The organism is Acinetobacter sp. 5862 (assembly GCF_024494585.1).
GTDB lineage: Bacteria > Pseudomonadota > Gammaproteobacteria > Pseudomonadales > Moraxellaceae > Acinetobacter.
The window spans coordinates 1-22,868 of the sequence record NZ_JANHGP010000050.1 but is presented as its reverse complement, the minus strand read 5'-3'; the positions used below and the strand labels follow the sequence as shown (position 1 = coordinate 22,868).

The window sequence follows — 22,868 nt, the reverse complement described above, 5'->3', positions numbered from 1 at the left end:
ATGCGTAAAAATACGTCCCGCTTAACTGGCAATAGTTTTTGAACCCTTGTATAAAAGCTTAAAAGAATCTAGCAAGTCTTTATTTTACTTAATGTTAATGCTCATCCAGTATTGAGTTTTTTTATCTTTTCTGGCTTGTGATCTAGGTTGTAATACTCTAATTTCATACTCACCTGACGCAGGTAAAATATAAACACCATTATCATCAAGCTCTGGAGAATATTCTCCAAGATTGATAGAGTCTTTTAATTGATTACCCCATAAGTAAGTTTCAACATTTCCTCCAGTCAACGTCACTTTTAACTTTTGCCCTTTTTTAGCATAAAATTTGTAGGAATCATACTTGTATCCATCTAGCCTTCCGTAATAATTTGCAGAGTCAGCTTTTTTTGCAAACTTAACTACAACAGTCTTTCGTATATCATTGTTATCATTTGCAAGTACGGCAGGGCTAAGCATAGTTAAAGTTAGGGCCATACAAGCACCAGCTAGTAATTTTGTATTCGCTATTTTCATAAGTTACCTTAATTCTTGTATCGCTCCTGACATAGTAACATAAGTAATAAGTAACCATAAATCATGGAACAGAAATGTGAATAGTCACCAAAATTCTAGACACACATAACCATCTTTTGATAGACCCTCTCATAATCTAATCAAGAACTTTGACCGTTGGAACTAGGCCGCGTTTGAACTGCAGAACACCTCAATATATTCAAAGATATTAGACCTGGCTTCAGTTCTTGCTATATATTTTCTTCTTAATTCTTTCTTGTTTTAACAACTGAAAGAAACTCTAAGCAACAGCAACAGCAACAGCAACAGCAACAGCAACTGTGCTGGATTTGCTGGAAATTAACTTTCCTGATATGAGAGCATTAAAAATACTTAAATCAACAAAATCCAATCAAAGTACAACAATTTTCAGATGAAGAACGTATCAAACAATTGGAACGCGAAAATAAAGAACTGCATCGTGCTAATGACATTCTACGTAAAGCAGCCGCTTTTTTCGGCCAGGCGGAGCTCGACCGCCCACACAAATAGTGATGGATTTTATCCATAATAAGGCGTTATATGGTGTTGAGGCAATTTGTAGAATTTTACCTATCGCAGCTTCAACCTATTACCGAACTCTAATCCTCTGTGATGAGAAGCATTGCTTCGCAAGGGAACATCAAGCGAAACGAGATTTACATGACTTGCATCCATGCTGAACAAATTAAACGAATTTGGAAGGAAAGTTCAGGTCGATATGGTGTACGTAAAGTTTGGCAAAAACTGAAACATGAAGGCTATGTTGTTGCGCGCTGTACAGTTGCTCGATTGATGCAAAAGCTAGGTATACAAGGTGTTTAGCGTGTTAAGAAAGGGGGGTGTTTTTAAATGCCATTAGAGGGTTATTTTTACACTGCTGCTAATACGAACAGTAATTCATACGATAATGCTCTGGCTGAAACGGTGAATGGCTTATACAAAACAGAGGTGATTGAATATTTAAAAGCAGATTGGCAAGGTCTAGCAGATGTACAACTTGCGACATTAAGTTGGGTTGATTGATTCAACAAAAAGCATGTACACAGTGCACTGGGTTATGTATTGCCTTTTGAGTTTGAAGCAACGTACTATGATAAGATTAACCTGTTAGGTCAGGTGGCCTAACTTAAATAAAAAGTCTCCGACAAACTCGGTACGATTCAGTTAAAGAGTAAGAAAAATATTGGGGTAAAATCGCTTTTTGTCAAAAGAAAACAGTGTTCGTTCTAATTTATTACTTTCCTCAGAACCCACATCGACTTAAAATCATGAACACTTTTGATGATAAAGAAGTAAGTCCCGTGTCAGACCATTTGGAAAACGAATTTGAGCTAAGTAATGAGGAAATGCATCTCTATAGTCGTCAGATTTTATTAGATGGTTGGGATATCGAAGCACAAGAAAAACTAAAACTCGCCAATGTGCTAATAATCGGCGCAGGTGGTATCGGTTGTACCAGTACTGAGCTGTTGGCACGTGCAGGTGTAGGTAAAATTACCATTGTCGATGCCGATACGATTGAAATGAGTAATCTGCAAAGACAAATTGCCTTTACGACAAAAGATTTAGGTCGATACAAAGCCGAAATACTGGCAAAGCATCTAAAAGACATTAATCCGCATATACAAGTTAGCTATCAAAATATACGATTCGATGAAACGAATGCTGATGAACTTGTACAGCATCAAGATGTAGTCTTGGATGGTTGTGATAATTTTACGACCCGCTATCTAGTGAATGCGCTGTGTAGAAAACATCAAGTACCGCTTATCAGTGCGTCAGCCATTGGTTTTGAAGGGCAACTGTTTATGGTGGATGCTGATTCAGCTTGTTATGAATGTCTGTTTCCGAAAGAAGATCATGCCAATGAAGGATTACGTTGTGCGGAGTCAGGTGTATTAGCTACCACTCCTGTAATGATAGCGTCATTACAAGCGCATCACACTTTGTTGTTTTTAGGACTTGGTCTGACACCATTAAAGCAAAAACTGTTGCTTTGGAATGGTTTAAATCTATCGCAACGCATTCTTAAATTTGAAAAAGATGTAAATTGTCCAGTTTGTCAGGCAACTTGATCGGTAAATTGAGCAAAATTTGCTAAACTAAGACCATCTGTAAGGCAATTAAAGATTATGAAAAGAAATATTTTATTCGATGGATTACGTTCTGTTGCACGTATCGGTGAAACAGTTATTGTTGCTGCACAAGCAGGTGTGAAATATGCAACTGAAAAACCAAGTAATGCAAAGCTTATGCGTGAGACCTTTGAGTCGCTTGGTTCAACATATATTAAATTGGGTCAATTTATTGCCAGTACGCCGTCTTTATTCCCTCGTGAATACGTTCATGAATTCCAAGGCTGTTTAGATCAAACGCCAACCTTACCATTTAGCTATATCCAACAAGTATTAGCTGAAGAATTTGAAGGCCGTAATCTGAATGAAATTTTTAGTTTTATCGATGAAAAGCCACTAGCTTCAGCTTCAATCGCGCAAGTCCATGCCGCTCGACTGGTTACGGGTGAAGATGTGGTATTAAAGGTTCAAAAACCTGGTGTTGAAACCATTTTATATACTGACTTAAATGTCGTACATTGGGCGACAAAACTATTAGAAAAAGCCGTTCCTAAAATTAAGTTTGCATCGCTTTCTGAAATTGTGGATGAGATCAAAACACGTATGGTACGTGAAGTTGATTTTATTGAAGAAGCACAGAATCTGGATGACTTTATTCAATATTTAAATGTGTCAGGTAACCAAGCGGCAACTGCACCAAAAGTTTATCATCAATTTTCAACGCGCCGTGTACTTACCATGCAGCGCTTGTACGGGGTGTCATTAACTGATTTTGATGTTGTTAAAAAATATGCCAAAGACCCAACACAAGTTCTGATTACTGCAATGAATACTTGGTTTGGTAGTCTCATGCTATGTAAGAGTTTCCATGCTGATTTACACGCTGGAAATCTGATGTTACTTGAAGATGGTCGTATTGGTTTTATTGATTTTGGTATTGTTGGTCAGTTAAACCCTGAAGTTTGGACAGCATGTATGGCATTTATGGATGCATTACAGCATACCAATTATGTTGCGATGGCTGAGAATATGCTGAAAATGGGCATGACGCATCAGAAAATTGACACTCAAGTCTTGGCTGATGATTTAGAGCGTTTATTTAGCGGTGTATTACTGGCAGATCCGCAAGAAATTCTCAGTTCCAATCCAGCAGATTTGAATGACATTATGATGGATATGGTGGCTGTCGGTGAGCGTCATGGTATCAAATTCCCGCGTGACTTCGCTTTGTTATTCAAGCAAATGCTATATTTTGATCGTTTCATGCGTGTTCTCGCACCGTATACCGATATTTATGCTGACCAACGTTTAAAAATGGTTCACAATATTGAACCTGCTTCGTTTTTAAAGCATTAATTTATTTATCGGTTCATTAGGTCATTATGGATGCCATTATAATTGAAGGGTTGAAGGTGGATACTGTGGTTGGCTGTTTCAACTGGGAACGCCAAATTATTCAACCTTTGATGCTAGATCTCATCATTCATAATGATCTATCACACGCTGCATACTCGGATGAGTTGGAAGATACGCTCAACTATGCGCAAATCTGTGAGCTTGCAGCCCAAGTTATACAAGAGGCTAAACCGAAACTGATTGAGCACGCCGCACAATTGGTACTTGAATGTTTATTTACGACTTTCCCCACGATCGAATCGATCAGTATCACCATTCGCAAACCCGCCATCATTGCACAAGCCAATGCAGTAGGAATTCGCCTTGAACGCAACAGAAACAATTTTTGCGCTCGCATTGGCGAGTAACCTCAAACAAAAACAAAATTTCACTTTTGCTTATCAACAGATATTAAGCTTAGGTATAGTGGAATTTTCTTCAATTTATAGAATCCCATGTCGGGATCGTGTTGGTGCCGATTATTGGAATTCAGCTTGTTTATTAAAAAGTCGACTGAATGTTGATGAGATCACTGAAACCCTGAAAAACTTAGAAGCACAATCTGGTCGAGTTCGTCCATCACATAATATTAGCTTGGATATTGATGTGATTGCTTGGGGGAAGACTTTAGAAGATATGCAATTTAATCCAAAAAAGTTACCATTAGCCTTAGATGTTAAAATTCCACTTTATGATTTGTGGCAGGTTCCAGATTTAGATTACGATAGGAAAAATTCTTATCCCGTTATTTCTATCTAACACTATAATAATAGGAACAATATTCCATGAATAAAATTTCATTGTTACTAGGTTTTACAATTTTACTTTCAGGCTGTGCTGCCATGAGTGTTGAACAATGTAAAACTGCAAATTGGTTTAATGTTGGAGAAAAAGATGGTGCAGCAGGACAGGAATCTCGATTAGATAAATATTATTCTTCTTGTCAAAAAGCCAATATTGTGCCGAATCAAAAGCTTTATGAACAAGGTTACCAAAAAGGTTTGGGCTATTACTGCCGACCAGAAACTATTTTTAATGAAGCGTTAGAAGGGCGTGGTGATTTTCGTATTTGTCCGTTAGACAAACGTGAGTCTTTGCGAATATATTATCAAGTTGCAAATGGCTACTACCAAGCAAACTCGGAGTTTGATCGCTCACAAAATGATATTAACTATTATTTAAAAGAGTTAGAGCGTAAAGACTTATCTGTTAAGGATCGTGATGATTATAGAAAACGTCTCTATGATCTACGCTTAAACAGTAGTGGTGTGTAATCCCGTTATCAGGGTGCGGTCAAAGACTTAGAGCGTTTTAAATCGAAAAAAGGTTCGAGGTAAATTGTTCTAAAATTTTAACCCTCTTTTGCTTTTCCATCGTTTATATAGGACATCGATGAGGGGAATACGATGCGTTTAATAAAAGTTGCTGTGTTGGCTTTGCTGAGTGTGATGACATATGAGGTTTATGCCAAGCGTGTTGCATTAGTGATTGGCAATGCAGCTTATGAACATGAAAATAAACTAACCAACCCTGTGAATGATGCTGTTTTATTGCAGAGTACATTAAAAAATGATTTACATTTTGATAATGTGAAACTGGTTAAAAATGCTGATTTTCGAACTTTAAATCGTACTATTAATGAATTTAACCAAACAGCACAAGATGCTGATATTGCAGTAATCTATTTTTCTGGTCATGGGCAACAAGGTGCAGATCGACAGAATTATTTATTGGCAACAGATGCACACATTGAAAACTTGGTTGATTTGCGAACAGGAGCTGTCACATCAGATGAACTAATCAATGCGACACAAGGTGCAAAAGCTCGTATTGTGATTTTGGATGCTTGTCGAGATCGTCCTAATAGCGGATTTAAAAGTGCAACCAAAGGTTTAAGTCGAGTACAGGTTACAGGAGATGAATTACTGATTGCCTATGCAACTGATGCAGGAAAAGTGGCACAGGATGGTCAAACAGGAAATAGTCCATATGCGACTGCCTTGGCACAAGTCATGCGGAAAAAAGATAAATCTATTATGGGAATGTTTGATGAAGTAAAAAATCAAGTTCGAACGATGACTAAAGGACAGCAAGTTCCTACTCGTGAAGGAAATTTAAGTATTAATATTTATTTTATTCAACCCACGATTAATATTCAGCAAAATACCAACAGCACTACTGCTGATGCTGAGTTGGTGTTTTGGGACAGTATTAAAAATGAAACAGATGCAGAGAGTTATCAAACCTATTTAAAACAATACCCCAATGGAAGATTTAACCATTTAGCGCAAGCAAGAATACAGAAATATAGTACAAAACCTAATCAATCTGATGCAGTTATTACTCAAACCCTAGAAGCAGATAATTCAATATTAATGCAAAAAGGTATGTGGCGTGACCCTAAAACTAATTTAATATGGATGCGTTGTAGTTTAGGTCAAACATGGGATGGAACGACATGTATTGGTAAAGCAGAGACTTACAGTTTTGAAAATACTAAACAAATGATTACAGAAATGAATCAAAAGAATTTTGCTGGATATAATGATTGGCGTTTACCAAATATTGCTGAATTGGCTAATATTCGTTACTGTTCGAAAGGTTTTCCTAAAGTTATGCAAAAACCTTATATGAATAAACGGACAGGAGAAACGAAGCTACTCCCTTTAATGTGTGACAGTTTTACACATCAAAAACCGACTTTAGATACACAAATTTTTCCTAATACCCCTCAAAAATCAGTGTTAAGTGATTTGAATTATTGGACATCTAGTGTGCAAGTAGATGCCAAAATCATCGGTATTAGTTTTGGCAGTGGTCTCATTATGGCGAACTCTATTGATTCAAAAAATTATGTTCGTATGGTACGTGGAGAGGAACAATAAAATTATTCTTTAGATTAAATAAAAGATATGGAATCAATAAGGGGAATAGAATGCGTTTGATAAAAGTGGTTGTGTTGATATGGATGAGTGTTATAGCACATCATGCTTATGCTAAACGTGTTGCTTTAGTTATTGGTAATGCAGCTTATCAACATGAAAATAAATTGGCTAACCCTGTTAATGATGCAGTTCTTTTGCAAAATACCCTAAAAAATGAACTTCAGTTTGATGATGTGAAGCTAATTAAAAATGCGGATTTTCGGACTTTAAACCGTACTATTAATGAATTTAACCAAACAGCACAAGATGCGGATATTGCATTGATTTATTTTTCAGGGCATGGGCAGCAAGGGGATAATCGGCAGAATTATCTATTAGCAACAGATGCCCAAATTGAACATCTTGTAGATTTGCGAACAGGGGCTGTCACATCAGATGAACTAATCAATGCGACACAAGGTGCAAAAGCTCGTATTGTGATTTTGGATGCCTGTCGAGATCGTCCTAATAGCGGTTTTAAAAGTGCCACCAAAGGTTTAAGCCGAGTACAGGTAACAGGAGATGAATTATTGATAGCCTATGCAACTGATGCGGGCAAAGTAGCACAGGATGGCAACACAGGGAATAGCCCATACGCTACAGCTTTAGCACAAGTAATGCGAAAAAAAGATAAGTCTATTATGGGAATGTTTGATGATGTCAAAGATCAAGTTAGAACTGTAACTAAAGGGCAACAAGTACCTACTCGTGAGGGAAATCTAAGTATAGATGTTTATTTTATTCAACCCACGATTAATATTCTGCAAAATACCAACAGCACTACTGCTGATGCTGAATTGGTATTTTGGGACAGTATTAAAAATGAAACCGATGCAGAGAGTTATCAAGCTTATTTAAAACAATACCCCAATGGAAGATTTAACCATTTAGCGCAAGAAAAAATACAAAAATATGTACTTAAAATGAATCAAACTCAGGTTGCGTCTGTAAATGATATTGAAAAGACTAAAAAATATATCGAAGAAGCGGATAATATCTTATTAAAAAATCCTTTAAGCCCCCTATATCTGAAGAATAGATATAAAGCAGCAGAGCAGGCATTCGCAAAAGGGAATCCGTTTGCTGAAATATTTATTAACGAAGCTAATTTCTCAGGTCAAAATTATAAAGATTTAGCTACTTTAGCGAATCAAGAGCATGCTGCATCGGCCAATCTTTTAGGTTTTCTTTTGATGGCAAGAGGTTTTCCTGAGGGAATTACATGGTTGCGCAAAGCGGCCAATTTAGGAAACCATTTTGCAATGCAAGAACTTGGGCTTATTTATTTTGTTGGTAATTGGGGTATACCTAAAGATAAAGAAAAAGCGTTGGAATGGTATAGAAAATCTTCAGATTTAGGCAATACAACAGCAATGATGAGAATAGGTTCATTACCATTATTATCTAAACCAGCTCGAAGTCTTATGCCAGCAGATAAACAAAAAATACTGGAATGGTATAAAAAAGCTGCGGATGCTGGTGACACGACAGCAATGATGGCTATAGGTAATTTTTATGCCAAAGGGAAAATTGTAGAGCAAGATGATCAAAAAATGCTGGAATGGTATCAAAAAGCGGTGGATGCTGGTGATATGATAGCAATGATAATGATAGGTAAATTTTATGCTAAAAATGGCGGATTCGGGCAAAATAACCAAAAAGCAATGGAGTGGTATAGTAAAGCTGTGGATTCAGGTGATGAAGCAGTAATAAATTTTATAGGCACTCTTTATTATGATGGAACTGGTGTTATACAAAATTATAATACGGCAATGGAATGGTATCTAAAAGCTGCTAATCTAAAATCTGCAAGTGCAATGTACAATATTGGTATTTTATATGAATATGGACTAGGTATTGAAAAAGATAAAATACAAGCAAAGGAATGGTATTGTAAAGCAGCTAAGTTAAACCATGCAGAAGCAATAACTCGAGTTACTGCTTATGGATGGTCAGGAAATTGGCAGAAACAATGTGTATGATAAGTGCTTTAAACCTCTTTCCAACTTACGAAGAAAGGCTTAGTTTTACTAAATATAATAACTGGTTTTAGTCATTAATTTTGATATAGCTGTCATGGTAATACGCACAGGTACAGGTAGATCAACACCTCCAGCCTTTAAGGCTGTATCGCGGTGGTGTAATTCATCTTCATTCATTTGTTCTAAAATTTTACGTGAACGATCATCATGAGATGGAAGTTGTTGAATATGTTCCTGTAGATGTTGGCTGACTTGACGTTCGGTTTCAGCGACAAACCCTAAGCTATATTTGTCACCTGCAATACCTGCTATTGCGCCCATACCATAAGATAAACCATACCAAATTGGATTGAGTACGCTCGTATGACTGTCTAATTCTTTTAAACGGTCTTCACACCAAGCGAGATGATCTTGTTCTTCTATCGCAGCTTGTTGCATTTCTTCTCGAACATGGGGAAGTTTTGCAGTGAGCGCCTGACCATGATAAAGTGCTTGTGCACAGACTTCGCCACTATGATTGACACGCATTAAACCTGCTACATGGCGAGCATCGCTAACACATAATTGTGAAGGTTCTGAATTTGCTGGATTAGATCGCTGAGCAGCAGTTGCCCCTGGCACCAAGCTACGCAAAGCCTGATCAAAAGAATTAATAAGTTTATCGATACCTGTAAAATGACGCATATATTAATCCTCTAAAGTATTGGGTGCATTTTCTAATAACGGTTTTAAACGCTTTAATAACCAAAATGAGAAAATTGCACTTAAAACTGCAGTAATCGTAAATAATATTTTAATATCAATTTTTAAAATGCTTAAGATTAAAATTGAGAAAACTGCCGAAGAAACCATAAATACAGCATTTAGAATATTATTTGCGGCTACTACACGCGCACGGTGAGAACGTGGTGAGTAAGCTTGCATCATTGCATATAGCGGCACAATATAAAATCCACCACTAATACCTAATAAAGTCACGGCAAGCATGACATGATAGTACACGGCACCTTGGGTAAAAATATCTTTTAAACTCAGTAAATCGCCAGTTCGCTCAGGAACAAAAGAGAGGCTCGCTGCTAAATACAAAGCAAAGATCGTTAACCCAATCGCACCGTAAGGTACCATTTTAATATTGATCTCTGTACCACCGATACGTCTGCACAGTAATGAACCTACACCAATGCCAACAGAGAAAAAGGTGAGAAGTAAACTGACAACGTTTTCAGAAGCATGCAGGTTTTGTTGGGTCAATTGAGGAATTTGAGTTAAATAGGTTGCGCCATAAAACCAATACCAAGAATTACCGAGCAAAACAATAAATATGATCGGAAGGCTTTTAGCATATTTTAAAGTCTGAAAACTTGTACGAAAAAAATTCCAGTCAATTTGTAAATCTGGCGCTGCAACCTTTTGAGGTAAAATAAATCGGCTACATAAATAGCCTAAGCAAGCTATGATGACAACAGTGACACTAATCCACAATAAGTTTCCTTCCGATGATGCAATAACTGCACCTCCAAGAATCATTCCTAATAATATTGCGATCGATGTACCTGATTGGAAAAGTGCATTACCAGACATCAATTCTTCTTGTTTTAGAATTTCTGGTAAAATTGCATATTTGATTGGACCAAAACAAGTTGAATGCGTCCCCATCAGAAATAATGCAAAAAGTAGTAACCATAAATTTCCAAGCAAGAACCCCGCGGTTCCAATCAACATAATGATAATTTCTAATATTTTTATAAAGCGAATGAGTTGAGATCTTTCATATTTATCAGCAATTTGCCCAGCAGTTGCAGAAAAGAAAAAGTAAGGCAAGATAAATAATAAGGCAGCTAGATTATTGAGTGTACTGACGGGGGCACTTTGTTGCTGGATCCAACCATAAGTGATCACTAAAAGTAGAGCTTGCTTAAAAACATTGTCATTTAAGGCTCCAAAAAACTGAGTGAAAAACATCGGTGCAAACCGACGTGATGTCATTAAGTGCTCATCTTGTTTCATTGTGTGTTCACTTCATTGTGTTTTATAAAAAAATGTGACGTACTGTAAAAATGCTACAAAATGCATGTATGATACTTTGATATTTGATTGGATGAAAATCAAAGATTTGAAGTATTTTCACCAGTCACAAATGATAAATTAAAAATAAGTTTAGAGTTCTACATGTCATCTAAAGCTAATTTTAAACAGTTAACGTTGGTTCATTCTATGCATTTAATATTTAAAATGCAGAGCTTTCCTAAACTTATTTGTAGCACTTTTTTAATTACTTCTTGTATATCAGCTGCTTGTGCGCAAGAACAATTAACAGATACATCAAATAATAAAACCCTAGACCAACAGTCTTTGAATCAAGTTAAATCTGATCAAAGTACTGAGGATACATCAACTGTTTTATCAAGCAGTACAAATCAGTCTCTTGCTAATCAAGCCGAACAAGACAGCTTGTTGGCATTGAAACAGCAAGAGCAGTCTAATAATCAGATTAATGAATTAAAACCGATTCAGCTTGATGATAATTTAGAAAATTTGCCAGTTATCCCTGTTGACCAAACAATGGCGAATGAAATTTTTCGTGAGGCTGAGAATGCAAAAAATGAGGCCCAAGCTTATCGAGAAAGTACGTCAAAAAATCCACCAACAGTTGTTAAAGACATTTCACCGCCTGAACTGATAGAAATTACTAAGGCTCCAGTGGATATTAATCGGCTGATGCAAGATATTCAAACCGACAGTAAGATTGTCGTTGAAGCAAATGAAACGGGTAGAACACTACCAGAGTTTCAAACACAAAGTGATCAGCCTAAAGAAAAAGTCGGTTTCTTCCGAAAAATATGGAATCGTTTTCACCCAGATAGCTTGATGGGTGCAGAGAAAATTCCGCGTATTACTGCTGATGTCGCTGGCGCGCCTCCTGCGTTGGCTGCAAATATAAAAGCAAAACTATCAAGTTTTACTCAAGAATCTTTTGAAGACTTTAACACCGCTTTACCTCAGTTAAGAGTGTTGACCAATCAGGCTGCACAAGCTGTAGGCTACTATAATGCCACGTATAAATTTGAAAGGGTAAGTGATAATAAAGTTAAAGTCATTGTCACACCGAATGAACCCGTCCGTATTAAAGAGCAAAATATTGAATTTTCTGGTGCGGGTGAAAACCTGCCTCACTTCCAAGTTTTACGCTTGATCCCAGAACAAGAAAAAGGGGATATCTTTAATCACGGTAAATATGAAACAACAAAAACAAAGATAGTGAATGCCGCATCGGATAACGGTTTTTTTGATAGTTATTGGCGTTTGCATGATGTCAAAATTACCCAGCCAGAAAAAGTAGCTGAAATTAATCTAAAATATGAGACGGGCGAGCGATATAAACTTAAACAAGTTGAGTATCGTATGAGCGATCCAACTAAGCCATTGCCTTTAACTCAAAAAGTTTTAGATAGTTTGGCACCTTGGAAAGAGGGTGATGACTATGCATTTTGGCGTGTAAATGCCTTAGCAAATAACTTAACGAATACACGTTACTTTAATTACACATTGGTAGATACGATTAAACCTAATCCAGTTCAGCCTACTTTAGAGTTAGCGCCAGATCTTCAAGCTTTAGTCGATCAACAGAAAATCCAACAATCTCAATTGCTAAATAGTCAACAGAAAGCAGAATTGGCAAGACAAAAAGTAACTTCTGCACAACAAGTGACGCAAAATGTCGTTGATGAAACACAATTCTCTGGAGGTCAACCCCCTCAAGCCTATGCTCTAGCACGCTCTATGCCCTTATCACATGAACATGATGATGAAGAAGATGAACGCCAGAAATTAGAAGAGCAAACGAGAATTGAGAAAAAAATTCCAGTCGTAGTAACGCTTAATGCCGACCGTTTGAATAGTTTAGAAACTGGTATTGGTTACGGTACAGACACGGGTGCTCGTGTGCGTAGTCAATACAGACGAGCAATTGTAAATAAGTATGGTCATGCATTTGATGCCAACATTGAGCTGTCACAAATTCGTCAATCTATAGATGGGCGATATAGCATTCCTTATAAACATCCGTTAAATGATTATTTTAATGTTGTCGGTGGTTACGAGCGTGAAGAGCGCAATGACATTGGCCCAGATATTAATTTATTGGTTGAGTCCGCTGTTTTAGGTGGTGAACGTGTTATTAAAAATCCTTTGGGTGATTGGCAACATATCATTGGTTTACGTTACCGTTTAGATCGCCTAACTAAAAAAGGTGATATTGATATCAATGAATTACCTGACGCTTTTAAAGTATCAGGGATTGATTCGGAACAAGAATCCTTGTTATTTGGATATGAACTTTCTAAGACCAATAGTAATTCCCTCTTGAATCCAACCAAAGGTTTTAAGCAAACCTACAAGCTTGAATTAGGGACAGAGTCATTATTATCAAATGCAAATATGGCAATTTTGACAGGTGGATGGCGTTTTATTTATTCATTGGGTGAAAATGAAAATCACCAATTTGTAGGTCGAGCGGACACCAGTTATATTTTCACAGATGATTTTAAAAAAGTGCCTTATAACCTCCGTTTCTTTACAGGTGGAGACCAGTCCTTACGCGGTTTCGATTACAAAAGTCTTTCGCCAGAGGAGAACGGTTTTAAAATCGGTGGACAAGCTTTAGGCGTAGGATCTTTAGAGTACAATTATCAGTTTAAAGATGGTTGGCGAGCAGCAATTTTCTCTGATTTTGGTAATTCATATGACAAACAGTTTAGTAACCCAACCGAATATAGTATTGGTGTTGGTATCCGTTGGAGATCACCAATAGGACCAATACGGCTTGATGTGGCATCTGGTATTTCCAATGACAATAACCCGATTCGATTACATTTTTTCATCGGCTCACAGCTTTAATAATTTAAAAACATCCTTTAGAAAAGCTCAAATAATTTTAGGTTGATTATGACGGAAGTAGAACCGCAACTAACGCCACCAGTTGGACCAAGACCAGAACGACGCATCGTGAGAAGTGTTGCTTTAATTTTGTCGATCATACTCTTGTTATTGGTTAGCTCTTTAATCGTTATGATTTCTACCGACAAAGGCAGTCGTTTTTTATTAGATCGGGTACTGCAAAGCCAAAAAATGATTCGTTATGAATATGAGGGTGGAAATTTACTCAGAGGAATCATCCTTAAGAATGTTTTAGTTCAATTAAAAGCTGTAGATGTTACTTTGGATCGTGCTGATGTTTCTCTTGGTTGGCGCGCAATCTTAAATAAAGAAATACATTTAAGTCATGCTGATGTACGTAATCTGAAAGTGATCAACAAAAAATCGCCTTCAGGTAAACCATTTGCCTTTGATGCAATCAAACTTCCATTCGTATTGCGTGTAGATGAAGCAACTCTTGATCATCTTGAGATTAAAACTCAAACATCGAAAGTTGGTTTTAATGATATTTACTTGAAAGATGCCCTATGGTCTGGAACCAAATTAGAGTTTAAGGACTCTAAAATGGATATGGGATATCTAGCAGTCCAACATGCAACAGGGAAAATGGATTTTAGTGGTAAATATCCAATTCATGCGAAAGCAGATCTAATTATTCCATCGTTAAAAAGTTTAAATATTCATACTATTAAAGTTGTTGCAGCAGGATCTTTAGATACATTAAAAGCAGGTATCGCAACACAGACTCCAGATTTATTAACGGGTTGGGCTGTTATACATCCAGTACGTGATCACGTACCGATGCAAGGCGAGCTGTTCTTTAAAAATTACCATTTACCCCTGCTAAAAGAACAGAAATTATTTGCAAAAGATGGTGTGGCGCGGTTTAACGGTGACATTCAAAAGTTACTTCTGACACTGGATACCGACCTGAAAGGCGAACAGATTCCTGAGGGAAAATATAATGCCCTGATGGATACTGACCTGAAAAACCAGCTCAATATCAATGATTTTAATGGTCAGTTGATGGGTGGTACGGTTGGTCTTAAAGGTATGGTGAATTGGCATGATCATGTGTCATGGGATGTTAAGGGGCGTTTGGAAAAATTAAACCCAAAAGATAAAACTGTTCCGCAAGTGGCTCAGGATTTCTTGCCGCCCAATCTGGATGCAAACCTCAGTTCATCAGGTTCCATGGAAAAAGGGCTGTCCTTAAAAGCCAACCTTGACTTCGATAAATATGAAAGCTGGGCTGTTAAACTCAATCAAGCTGCATCGAAAGATCACAAACCACAGCCGATGCTATTAAATGTGGCATGGAAAAATATAGATCGGGCAGTTCCTTATATTGGTTGGTTGACTAGCGAAGACGGTCATACCGACATCGCCTTAAAACAAGGTCAACAAGATATCTATGTTTCTACAACAGTAAAACCTCATGAGAAAGCATTATTACCAACGGGTAAATATGATGCCCGTCTTGATATAAAATCAAATCTACTGAATGTTGAAAACTTTCGTTATCAGGCTGCGAAAGGGAGTTTATCTGGGCAAGCAAAAGTTAAATTACCTACTGAAAAGCAACAGTTAGCCTGGCAGGCTCAGCTTAAAGCCAAGAATTTTAATCCACAAACAGTCGTTGCTACTGCACCTGTTAATTTATTAAATGGCGATATTAAAGCAACTGGTTTTGCAAAACCGAATCGACAGATCATTCAATTTGATCGTATTGATTTAAAAGGTCAAATTGTTCAGTCAGATCGTATAGAAACCGTTGCATTAAAAGGCAAAAGTACAGCCGCTTTAATGTTTAATGATCAGAAGTCTGGTGGAGGTTTTAAAAGTTTTGCAGTTGATTACAACGGTTCATTAAATGCATTAAATCAAGGCAATGGACTGTTGAAAATCAACGTAGCAGGAACACCAGAATATATAAAAATTAATGAGTTAAAACATGATGGCGTGGCAGGTAAGATTTTTGCTACAGGTGCTGTGAACCTAAAAGATAAACTTGGTTGGGATATCAATGCATCTTTAGTACGCTTCAAACCACAGTATTTTGTTTCAACACTTAAAGGTGAACTCTCAGGGCATGTTAAAACACAAGGTGTTTGGTCTGAAAAGCTGAAGCGCATCGATATTCGAGATTTAAACGCGGCAGGTTTTCTGAATAATAAACCTGTTCGTGGTCGTGGTAACCTTACTTTGTTGCTAGACTCCAACCAGAAAGGTTTTTTACCGCAACAGTTTGAAGCCAATAACTTATTTTTTGCCTATGCTCAGAACCAGTTACAAGCCACAGGCAATGCACAAAGTTTAAGAGTGAAACTAAATGCTCCAGCCTTGTATGAGCTTTATCCAGGCCTGCAAGGTCGTGCCTACGGCGTTTTAAACGTTCAATCACAACCACGTTTAAAAGCAACGGCAAATATTGCCGTGGATAATTTCGCATTCAAGGATGTGGCAAGCGTTAAATCACTGCGTATTCAGGGTGAATTGCCGACTTCTGAAGCAACACCTACATTATTAGTTGCCAAAGTTGATCATTTACGTAGTGGTAATCGTGAAATAGAAAATGCAACGATTAACTTAGGTGGCACGCGTAAAGCACATGTATTAAAAGTTGAAAGTAATAATCGCCAATCTAATTTTTATGTACAGCTTGCAGGTGGTTTCAATCAGAACAATCAATGGTTAGGACAATTACAAAAAGGTCACTTTAAATCACGCCGTATTGATTTAGTACAAAATCAAAGTGCAGCTATCATTTATTCTACAGCCCAATCTGAACTTTATATCGGACAGCATTGTTGGCAAAGTCTGCATAGTCAGGTTTGTTTAGATCAATCGGCACGTATTAGCCAAAATAAAGGTAATTTTTCAGTTGTTACTAAAAATCTAGATTTAAATGATTTTGCGGTATTTATGCCAGAAGGTTTAGCAGTTACTGGCCAACTGAATGGTTATGCTCGAGCTTCGTGGGCTAAAGGTAGTCACCCAAAACTAGATGCAAGTTTAGTCACTCGTAAAGGCGCATTGGGCCTTGCACCTGATGATCCTCAAGATATTGCGACCACAGTCACCTATGATGAATTGAGCATAATCGCGAAAAGTGTCAATGATGGCTTATTATTCCGTGTGGATATGAAAACACCGGACATTGGTACAGGTTACGCTAACGTGATCGTGAATCCATTTCAAAATGGAATGCCAATGCGTGGTGAAGTTGCTTTTGATAATGTACAACTCAAAGTATTCAAGCCATTTATTAAAGATGTGCGTTCAATGGCGGGCACGCTTGCACTGGCTGGAAAAATTAATGGCACACTGACTCAACCACAATTTACAGGTGAAATGCGCTTAAAAAATGGCGCAATTAGTATGATTTCACTGCCTGTAAATTTAAACAACATTCAGCTTTATTTATCTATTCGACAAGATTCAGCCAGTATTGATGGTGCGTTCAACAGTGGACAAGGGGTTGGGCGATTAAAAGGTAGCTTCAATTGGAAAGAAGATCCTCATCTCGCGCTTAGTTTGAAAGGTGATAATCTTTTAATTCGCCAAGCGCCGATGATTACCGCAATCGTGCAACCTGATTTAAATTTGGATGTTTACCCATTTAAACAACAATTGAGTTTAAGAGGAACGATTGATGTACCACGTGCTCGTATTTCAATGCCAGAGACTACTGCGCCAGTTGTAAATATTTCACCAGATGTACGAGTCGTACAGCAAGGACAAGATTTACTTTCGACATTGAAAGCAGCTAAACCGTGGGATATTCGCGCGGATATGACTCTGACATTGGGCAATCAAGTGATCTTCCAAGGTTTTGAAAGTAATATTCCATTGGTTGGTCGCTTGCATTTATCACAACGTGGTTTAGAAACTGCAATGCGAGCAAATGGTGCAATTGGCGTGAGTCAGAAAGTGAAGATTGAAGCTTATGGTCAAAGCTTAGATTTGAACCGCGCAATCGCACGTTTTAATGGTCCACTTGCGAATCCGACACTTGATATTGATGCGAATAAGTCAGTGCAAGGTAGTATGGTTGGTTTACGTGTGACTGGGACAGCAACCGTTCCAAATGTTCAAATTTATAATGATGCAGGTTTATCTGAACAAGAAGCATTGAATGCATTGGTCACAGGTCGTATCAATGAAGGAAGTAGCGGCCTAAGTAATACAGAAGGCTTTAAATCTGATGTAAACAATACCATTGCAGCCGCAGGCATCAGTATGGGCTTAGGAGGAACACGGGCGTTAACGAATCAGATTGGTCGAACATTTGGTCTCAGTGGTTTAGCACTTGATGCACAGGGTACAGGTGATGACACTCAAGTGAGTTTAACGGGCTATATCACGCCAGACCTGTTTATTCGTTATGGCATAGGCGTGTTTACACCTGTAAATAAATTGACCTTACGTTATCAAATGAATCGCCGTTTATACTTAGAAGCAAGCCAATCTTTAGAGAGAGCCATTGACGTATTCTACAACTGGCGCTTTTAAAGCTTTTTTAGAAAACCTGTTTTATGAAAATAAAGCAGGTTTTTTTATGCTGGGTATTTTTAAAAATATGCTAAAATAAAAATAAGCTATTGAAAAATATATAGATTAATGACATTTTTTGGAGAGAGTGGATGAAACCTGTCACTTTAAGTCAACTTTTGGCAACTATAGGCTTAATATTGCTCAGCTTTACATTCCAAGCACATGCAAAAGAGTATTATAAATGGGTCGATTCGAAAGGAGTAACGACTTATTCTGCAACACCACCGCCCACTCAGAAGCAAGATCCTCAACTTGATCCAACTAAAAAAAATATAAATACAACAGTGACAACTCCCAGTGCGATAAATGTTTCCGTGGCCAATAACAAAGAACAAAAAAATGTTCCAACAGTAACGACACAAACAGCGAAATCAACAGGTACAACTACTGCAACCTCAAATGCAACCATTACAGCCGCGAGTGAAGCATTAATTCCTGTGAAGAATTGCAATAGTGTAAGATGTTGGGATGCGAAAGGTAAACCTTATAATTTAGTTGCAGGCACAACCTATCTTTCTTCTACAGGCGGTAAATGTCAGAAAATGGGTAATAGCATGCGTTGCAGTAAATGATTTGTATTATTTTATTGCAGCTCATACGGATTTAAACGCTTCTTTTTTGCAAAATGAACAACTTTCAGTATGATGTATGCATCAAATTAATCGCAGTACGATGATGAAAAAAGTTTTTTTGATTGCAATAGGTTTGGTGCTAGTTGGTTGTGCAGATAAAAAGCAATTAACTCCAGCAGAACAGTGGCATGGTTATTGTGTCAGTGTGGGCAATGCAGCGCGTTCAATTACTTTGGACCGTCAAAATGGCATTGAACAAAAGCAAGCAAAAGAACATGCAGATAAAATTGAAGATGAAACAACACGTAAATTTATCTTTGAAATTATTGAAACGGTATATGCAATGCCAATCGATCAACTGAAGGCGAATCCTGATGCAGAACGTGAACAGTTGAAACAGAAATTTACTGAGCAATGCTTGGCAACACCACATGACCAGCTACCAAAGTATAAATCATTTTAATAGGTTCATTTGAAAGACACATCAGTTGTCTTTTTTTATGCATGTAATTTGTTGTTTTATTAAACTTTGATCTAAGACCAAAGCGGTATTCAAAAGAGATGAACATTTCGCTATAAAATAATGGGCATCACGTAGAAATACGGTAGTTGCATTAACTTTTAACGCGAAGTCTAGTAAAATTTTGCTGTCCATATTACTTGTAAAGCTTGTAGCAAGCTGGAACTTACAAGTAATTTTTTAAAAAAGAGGAATAACACTGTGCTAGAAGCTTACCGCCAACACGTTGAAGAACGTGCCGCACTCGGAGTCCCACCGAAGCCGCTTGATGATGCTCAAACTGCTGAACTTGTAACTTTATTAAAAAATCCACCAGCAGGCGAAGAAGCATTTTTAGTAGATTTGCTTGAAAACCGTGTTCCAGCAGGTGTTGACCAAGCTGCATATGTTAAAGCTGCTTTCTTGGCTGCTCTAGCAAAAGGCGAAGCAACTTCTCCACTTGTAACTAAAGAGCGTGCAGTTTACTTACTAGGTACGATGCTTGGTGGTTATAACGTTGCTCCTTTAGTTGAACTTCTTGACAATGCTGAGCTTGCTGAATTAGCTGCAGAAGCATTGAAGAAAACTCTTCTTGTATTTGATGCATTCCATGACGTAGCAGACAAAGCAAAAGCTGGCAATGCTGCGGCTAAAGCTGTTTTACAATCTTGGGCTGAAGCAGAATGGTTCACAAGCCGTGCTGACGTTCCAGAAGAAATCAAAATCACTGTGTTTAAAGTAACAGGTGAGACCAATACTGATGACTTGTCTCCAGCTCAAGACGCTTGGAGCCGTCCAGATATCCCATTACACGCAAATGCAATGTTGAAAAACGAGCGTGACGGTATCTACCCTGAAAAACCAGGTGAAGTTGGTCCATTAAGCCAAATCAAAGAATTGATCGCGAAAGGCAATCAAGTTGCTTACGTGGGTGACGTTGTTGGTACGGGTTCAAGCCGTAAATCTGCAACTAACTCTGTACTTTGGTTCTTCGGTAACGAACTTCCACACATTCCAAACAAAAAAGATGGTGGTGTGTGCTTAGGTTCTAAGATCGCTCCAATTTTCTTCAATACAATGGAAGATGCAGGTGCATTACCTGTTGAAATCGACGTTGCGAACATGAACATGGGCGACGAAGTTGTATTGAAAATTGATCATGCTGCTGCAAAAGTTACTGCATTCAAAGACGGTGTACAAATTGCAGAAGCTGAGCTTAAAACGCCTGTACTATTAGACGAAGTACGCGCTGGTGGTCGTATTAACCTGATTATTGGTCGTGGTTTAACAGCTAAAGCGCGTGAAGAATTAGGTCTTGAGCCTTCTACTTTATTCCGTACTCCAGTACAACCTGCTGATACTGGTAAAGGTTTTACACAAGCTCAGAAGATGGTAGGTCGCGCATGTGGTCTTCCTGAAGGTCAAGGTATCCGTCCTGGAACTTACTGTGAACCTAAGATGACCACTGTTGGTTCTCAAGATACAACTGGTCCTATGACGCGTGACGAGTTAAAAGACTTGGCGTGCTTGGGCTTCTCAGCTGACTTAGTGATGCAGTCTTTCTGTCACACTGCTGCGTATCCAAAACCAGTTGACGTAACAACTCACCATACATTACCAGACTTCATCATGAACCGTGGCGGTGTATCTTTACGTCCAGGTGATGGTATTATCCACTCTTGGTTAAACCGTATGTTACTTCCAGATACAGTTGGTACTGGTGGTGACTCACATACTCGTTTCCCAATCGGTATTTCATTCCCAGCGGGTTCTGGTCTGGTTGCGTTCGCAGCTGCAACTGGTGTTATGCCACTTGACATGCCTGAGTCTGTACTTGTTAAGTTCAAAGGTAAAATGCAGCCTGGTATTACTTTACGTGACCTTGTACATGCGATTCCTTACTATGCGATCAAAGCTGGTGACTTAACTGTAGAGAAGAAAGGTAAGAAAAACATCTTCTCTGGTCGTATCCTTGAGATCGACTTAACAGAAATGGAAAATGACTTGACTGTTGAGCAAGCATTCGAACTTTCTGATGCATCTGCTGAACGTTCTGCTGCGGGCTGTTCAATCACTCTTTCTGAAGAGAAAGTTGCTGAATACCTACGTTCTAACATCACCATGTTGAAGTGGATGATCGCAGAAGGTTATGGCGATGCTCGTACAATAGCGCGCCGTGCTGAAAACATGCAGAAGTGGTTAGATAACCCAAGCCTGTTAAAAGCTGATGCTGATGCAGAATACTTAAAAGTTTACGAAATCGATCTTGCTGACATCAAAGAACCAATTCTTTGCTGCCCGAACGATCCAGATGACGCTAAACTTCTTTCTGAAGTTCAAGGCGACAAAATTGATGAAGTATTCATCGGTTCTTGTATGACAAACATCGGTCACTTCCGTGCTGCAGGTAAATTGCTTGAGCAAGTACCAGGTGGTTCTTTATCAACTCGTCTTTGGATTGCGCCACCAACGCGTATGGATGAGCATCAGTTGATGGAAGAAGGCTTCTATAACATCTATGGTAAATCAGGCGCACGTACTGAAATGCCAGGTTGTTCACTCTGTATGGGTAACCAAGCACGTGTAGCACCGAACACTACATGTGTATCGACATCTACTCGTAACTTCCCGAACCGTTTAGGTCAAGGTGCAAACGTTTACTTAGCTTCTGCTGAGCTTGCATCTGTCGCTGCTGTTCTTGGTAAATTACCAAGCCCAGAAGAATATCAACAGTACGCGTCACAAATTGACAGCGCTTCTGCTGACATCTACAAATACTTGAACTTCGATAAGATGAGTGAATATACAAAAGAAGCTGATCAAGTTGATACCAAGAAAATCCAAGCGGCTCAATTGACTTAATTTATTGATAATTAAGTTTTAATGAGTTAAAAATAAGGGCTGAGTAATCAGCCCTTATTTTTTATTATGAATAAAACAAATGCATTTGTAAAATGGCAGAAGAATACTCAAGAAATTTTTGATTTTAGTGTTGTAATTCATTATGCAATACCTAACCTAAAACAAAAAATTAAATTGATTGAGGAGGGTAAAGCGCGCTCGTTATGTCGTCCTAATTATTATAAAAGTCATAAAGAGGGTTACTATTCTAGTGAAAACCTTATGAATAGCTTAAAACAAGAATAAGTGGATATAAATCCCATGTTTCTGATTACTTGCTCTTATCACTGTTTAGTTATTTTGAAGCTTTTATAGTAGACGTTATAAAAGAATTTTTAGAATTTCACGGAGGAATATCTACTTTTCAATCATTTGCAAAAAAAAGTCAAAATATTCAATGGATATATTATGTAATAGACCTCTTTCATAAATCATTTTTTGCTCAGTTCCGAGTTGTAGATTCCAGCGATTAAATTGAATCTCAAACCAAG

General features: G+C 37.9%; 14 protein-coding genes, 2 pseudogenes and 1 other annotated feature. Of the genes and pseudogenes, 13 read left to right on the top strand and 3 right to left on the bottom strand.

Features of this window, described 5'->3' with window-relative positions:
* Positions 1 to 84: 84 nt before the first annotated feature.
* Positions 85 to 516 carry a PPC domain-containing protein gene (locus NO346_RS09005; RefSeq protein WP_256414960.1) on the bottom strand — a complete coding sequence of 144 codons (432 nt, stop codon included), beginning with the start codon at positions 514 to 516 and terminating at the stop codon, positions 85 to 87.
* A gap of 366 nt (positions 517 to 882) precedes the next feature.
* Between NO346_RS09005 and NO346_RS09000 the strand changes: the two are divergent.
* From NO346_RS09000 to NO346_RS08965, 8 genes and pseudogenes are all read left to right on the top strand, one after another.
* Positions 883 to 1,662 (top strand): annotated as a pseudogene (locus NO346_RS09000) (IS3 family transposase); the annotation flags it as partial.
* Positions 1,005 to 1,118: a sequence feature (AL1L pseudoknot), on the top strand. Its footprint overlaps the pseudogene before it by 114 nt.
* Before the next feature lie 143 nt (positions 1,663 to 1,805).
* Positions 1,806 to 2,612: a HesA/MoeB/ThiF family protein gene (locus NO346_RS08995; protein WP_305884310.1), complete on the top strand. Its 807-nt coding sequence runs from the start codon at positions 1,806 to 1,808 to the stop codon at positions 2,610 to 2,612.
* A gap of 57 nt (positions 2,613 to 2,669) precedes the next feature.
* Positions 2,670 to 3,968, top strand: coding sequence for an AarF/ABC1/UbiB kinase family protein (locus NO346_RS08990; RefSeq protein WP_256414959.1), 1,299 nt, complete (start codon positions 2,670 to 2,672; stop codon positions 3,966 to 3,968).
* A gap of 26 nt (positions 3,969 to 3,994) precedes the next feature.
* The gene (folB, locus tag NO346_RS08985) at positions 3,995 to 4,375 is read left to right on the top strand and encodes a dihydroneopterin aldolase (RefSeq protein ID WP_087536177.1); all 381 of its coding nucleotides are present in this window, start codon (positions 3,995 to 3,997) and stop codon (positions 4,373 to 4,375) included.
* Positions 4,332 to 4,766 carry a 2-amino-4-hydroxy-6-hydroxymethyldihydropteridine diphosphokinase gene (locus NO346_RS08980; RefSeq protein WP_256414958.1) on the top strand — a complete coding sequence of 145 codons (435 nt, stop codon included), beginning with the start codon at positions 4,332 to 4,334 and terminating at the stop codon, positions 4,764 to 4,766. The genes folB and NO346_RS08980 overlap by 44 nt, the downstream gene beginning before the upstream one ends.
* 26 nt (positions 4,767 to 4,792) lie before the next feature.
* Positions 4,793 to 5,278: pseudogene (locus NO346_RS08975) on the top strand (DUF2799 domain-containing protein); the annotation flags it as partial.
* 135 nt (positions 5,279 to 5,413) lie between these two features.
* On the top strand, positions 5,414 to 6,892 hold the full coding sequence (locus NO346_RS08970) for a caspase family protein (protein ID WP_256414956.1): 1,479 nt from the start codon (positions 5,414 to 5,416) through the stop codon (positions 6,890 to 6,892).
* 50 nt (positions 6,893 to 6,942) lie between these two features.
* Positions 6,943 to 8,913, top strand: a complete 1,971-nt coding sequence (locus tag NO346_RS08965; protein ID WP_256414955.1) for a caspase family protein — start codon at positions 6,943 to 6,945, stop codon at positions 8,911 to 8,913.
* A 48-nt stretch (positions 8,914 to 8,961) separates the two neighbouring features.
* On the opposite strand, the gene coq7 is transcribed toward NO346_RS08965, so the two are convergent.
* Both coq7 and NO346_RS08955 read right to left on the bottom strand, forming a co-directional pair.
* The gene (coq7, locus tag NO346_RS08960; RefSeq protein ID WP_256414954.1) at positions 8,962 to 9,597 is read right to left on the bottom strand and encodes a 2-polyprenyl-3-methyl-6-methoxy-1,4-benzoquinone monooxygenase; all 636 of its coding nucleotides are present in this window, start codon (positions 9,595 to 9,597) and stop codon (positions 8,962 to 8,964) included.
* 3 nt (positions 9,598 to 9,600) lie between these two features.
* On the bottom strand, positions 9,601 to 10,920 hold the full coding sequence (locus tag NO346_RS08955; RefSeq protein ID WP_256414953.1) for an MFS transporter: 1,320 nt from the start codon (positions 10,918 to 10,920) through the stop codon (positions 9,601 to 9,603).
* A 162-nt stretch (positions 10,921 to 11,082) separates the two neighbouring features.
* Between NO346_RS08955 and NO346_RS08950 the strand changes: the two genes are divergently transcribed.
* From NO346_RS08950 to NO346_RS08930, 5 genes are all read left to right on the top strand, one after another.
* Positions 11,083 to 13,809, top strand: coding sequence for an autotransporter assembly complex family protein (locus NO346_RS08950; RefSeq protein WP_256414952.1), 2,727 nt, complete (start codon positions 11,083 to 11,085; stop codon positions 13,807 to 13,809).
* A gap of 48 nt (positions 13,810 to 13,857) precedes the next feature.
* The gene (locus NO346_RS08945; RefSeq protein ID WP_256414951.1) at positions 13,858 to 18,363 is read left to right on the top strand and encodes a translocation/assembly module TamB domain-containing protein; all 4,506 of its coding nucleotides are present in this window, start codon (positions 13,858 to 13,860) and stop codon (positions 18,361 to 18,363) included.
* A gap of 131 nt (positions 18,364 to 18,494) precedes the next feature.
* Positions 18,495 to 18,977: a DUF4124 domain-containing protein gene (locus tag NO346_RS08940; RefSeq protein ID WP_256414950.1), complete on the top strand. Its 483-nt coding sequence runs from the start codon at positions 18,495 to 18,497 to the stop codon at positions 18,975 to 18,977.
* A gap of 76 nt (positions 18,978 to 19,053) precedes the next feature.
* Positions 19,054 to 19,440, top strand: a complete 387-nt coding sequence (locus tag NO346_RS08935; protein ID WP_256414949.1) for a hypothetical protein — start codon at positions 19,054 to 19,056, stop codon at positions 19,438 to 19,440.
* A gap of 258 nt (positions 19,441 to 19,698) precedes the next feature.
* Positions 19,699 to 22,338, top strand: coding sequence for a bifunctional aconitate hydratase 2/2-methylisocitrate dehydratase (locus tag NO346_RS08930; protein WP_256414948.1), 2,640 nt, complete (start codon positions 19,699 to 19,701; stop codon positions 22,336 to 22,338).
* Positions 22,339 to 22,868 lie beyond the last annotated feature (530 nt).

Excerpts from the sequence above, each read along its gene's own strand:
- NO346_RS09005 (WP_256414960.1), bottom strand. The coding sequence starts at position 516 with ATGAAAATAGCGAATACAAAATTACTAGCTGGTGCTTGTATGGCCCTA.
- NO346_RS08995 (WP_305884310.1), top strand. The coding sequence starts at position 1,806 with ATGAACACTTTTGATGATAAAGAAGTAAGTCCCGTGTCAGACCATTTG.
- NO346_RS08990 (WP_256414959.1), top strand. The coding sequence starts at position 2,670 with ATGAAAAGAAATATTTTATTCGATGGATTACGTTCTGTTGCACGTATC.
- folB (WP_087536177.1), top strand. The coding sequence starts at position 3,995 with ATGGATGCCATTATAATTGAAGGGTTGAAGGTGGATACTGTGGTTGGC.
- NO346_RS08970 (WP_256414956.1), top strand. The coding sequence starts at position 5,414 with ATGCGTTTAATAAAAGTTGCTGTGTTGGCTTTGCTGAGTGTGATGACA.
- NO346_RS08965 (WP_256414955.1), top strand. The coding sequence starts at position 6,943 with ATGCGTTTGATAAAAGTGGTTGTGTTGATATGGATGAGTGTTATAGCA.
- coq7 (WP_256414954.1), bottom strand. The coding sequence starts at position 9,597 with ATGCGTCATTTTACAGGTATCGATAAACTTATTAATTCTTTTGATCAG.
- NO346_RS08955 (WP_256414953.1), bottom strand. The coding sequence starts at position 10,920 with ATGAAACAAGATGAGCACTTAATGACATCACGTCGGTTTGCACCGATG.
- NO346_RS08950 (WP_256414952.1), top strand. The coding sequence starts at position 11,083 with ATGTCATCTAAAGCTAATTTTAAACAGTTAACGTTGGTTCATTCTATG.
- NO346_RS08945 (WP_256414951.1), top strand. The coding sequence starts at position 13,858 with ATGACGGAAGTAGAACCGCAACTAACGCCACCAGTTGGACCAAGACCA.
- NO346_RS08940 (WP_256414950.1), top strand. The coding sequence starts at position 18,495 with ATGAAACCTGTCACTTTAAGTCAACTTTTGGCAACTATAGGCTTAATA.
- NO346_RS08935 (WP_256414949.1), top strand. The coding sequence starts at position 19,054 with ATGCATCAAATTAATCGCAGTACGATGATGAAAAAAGTTTTTTTGATT.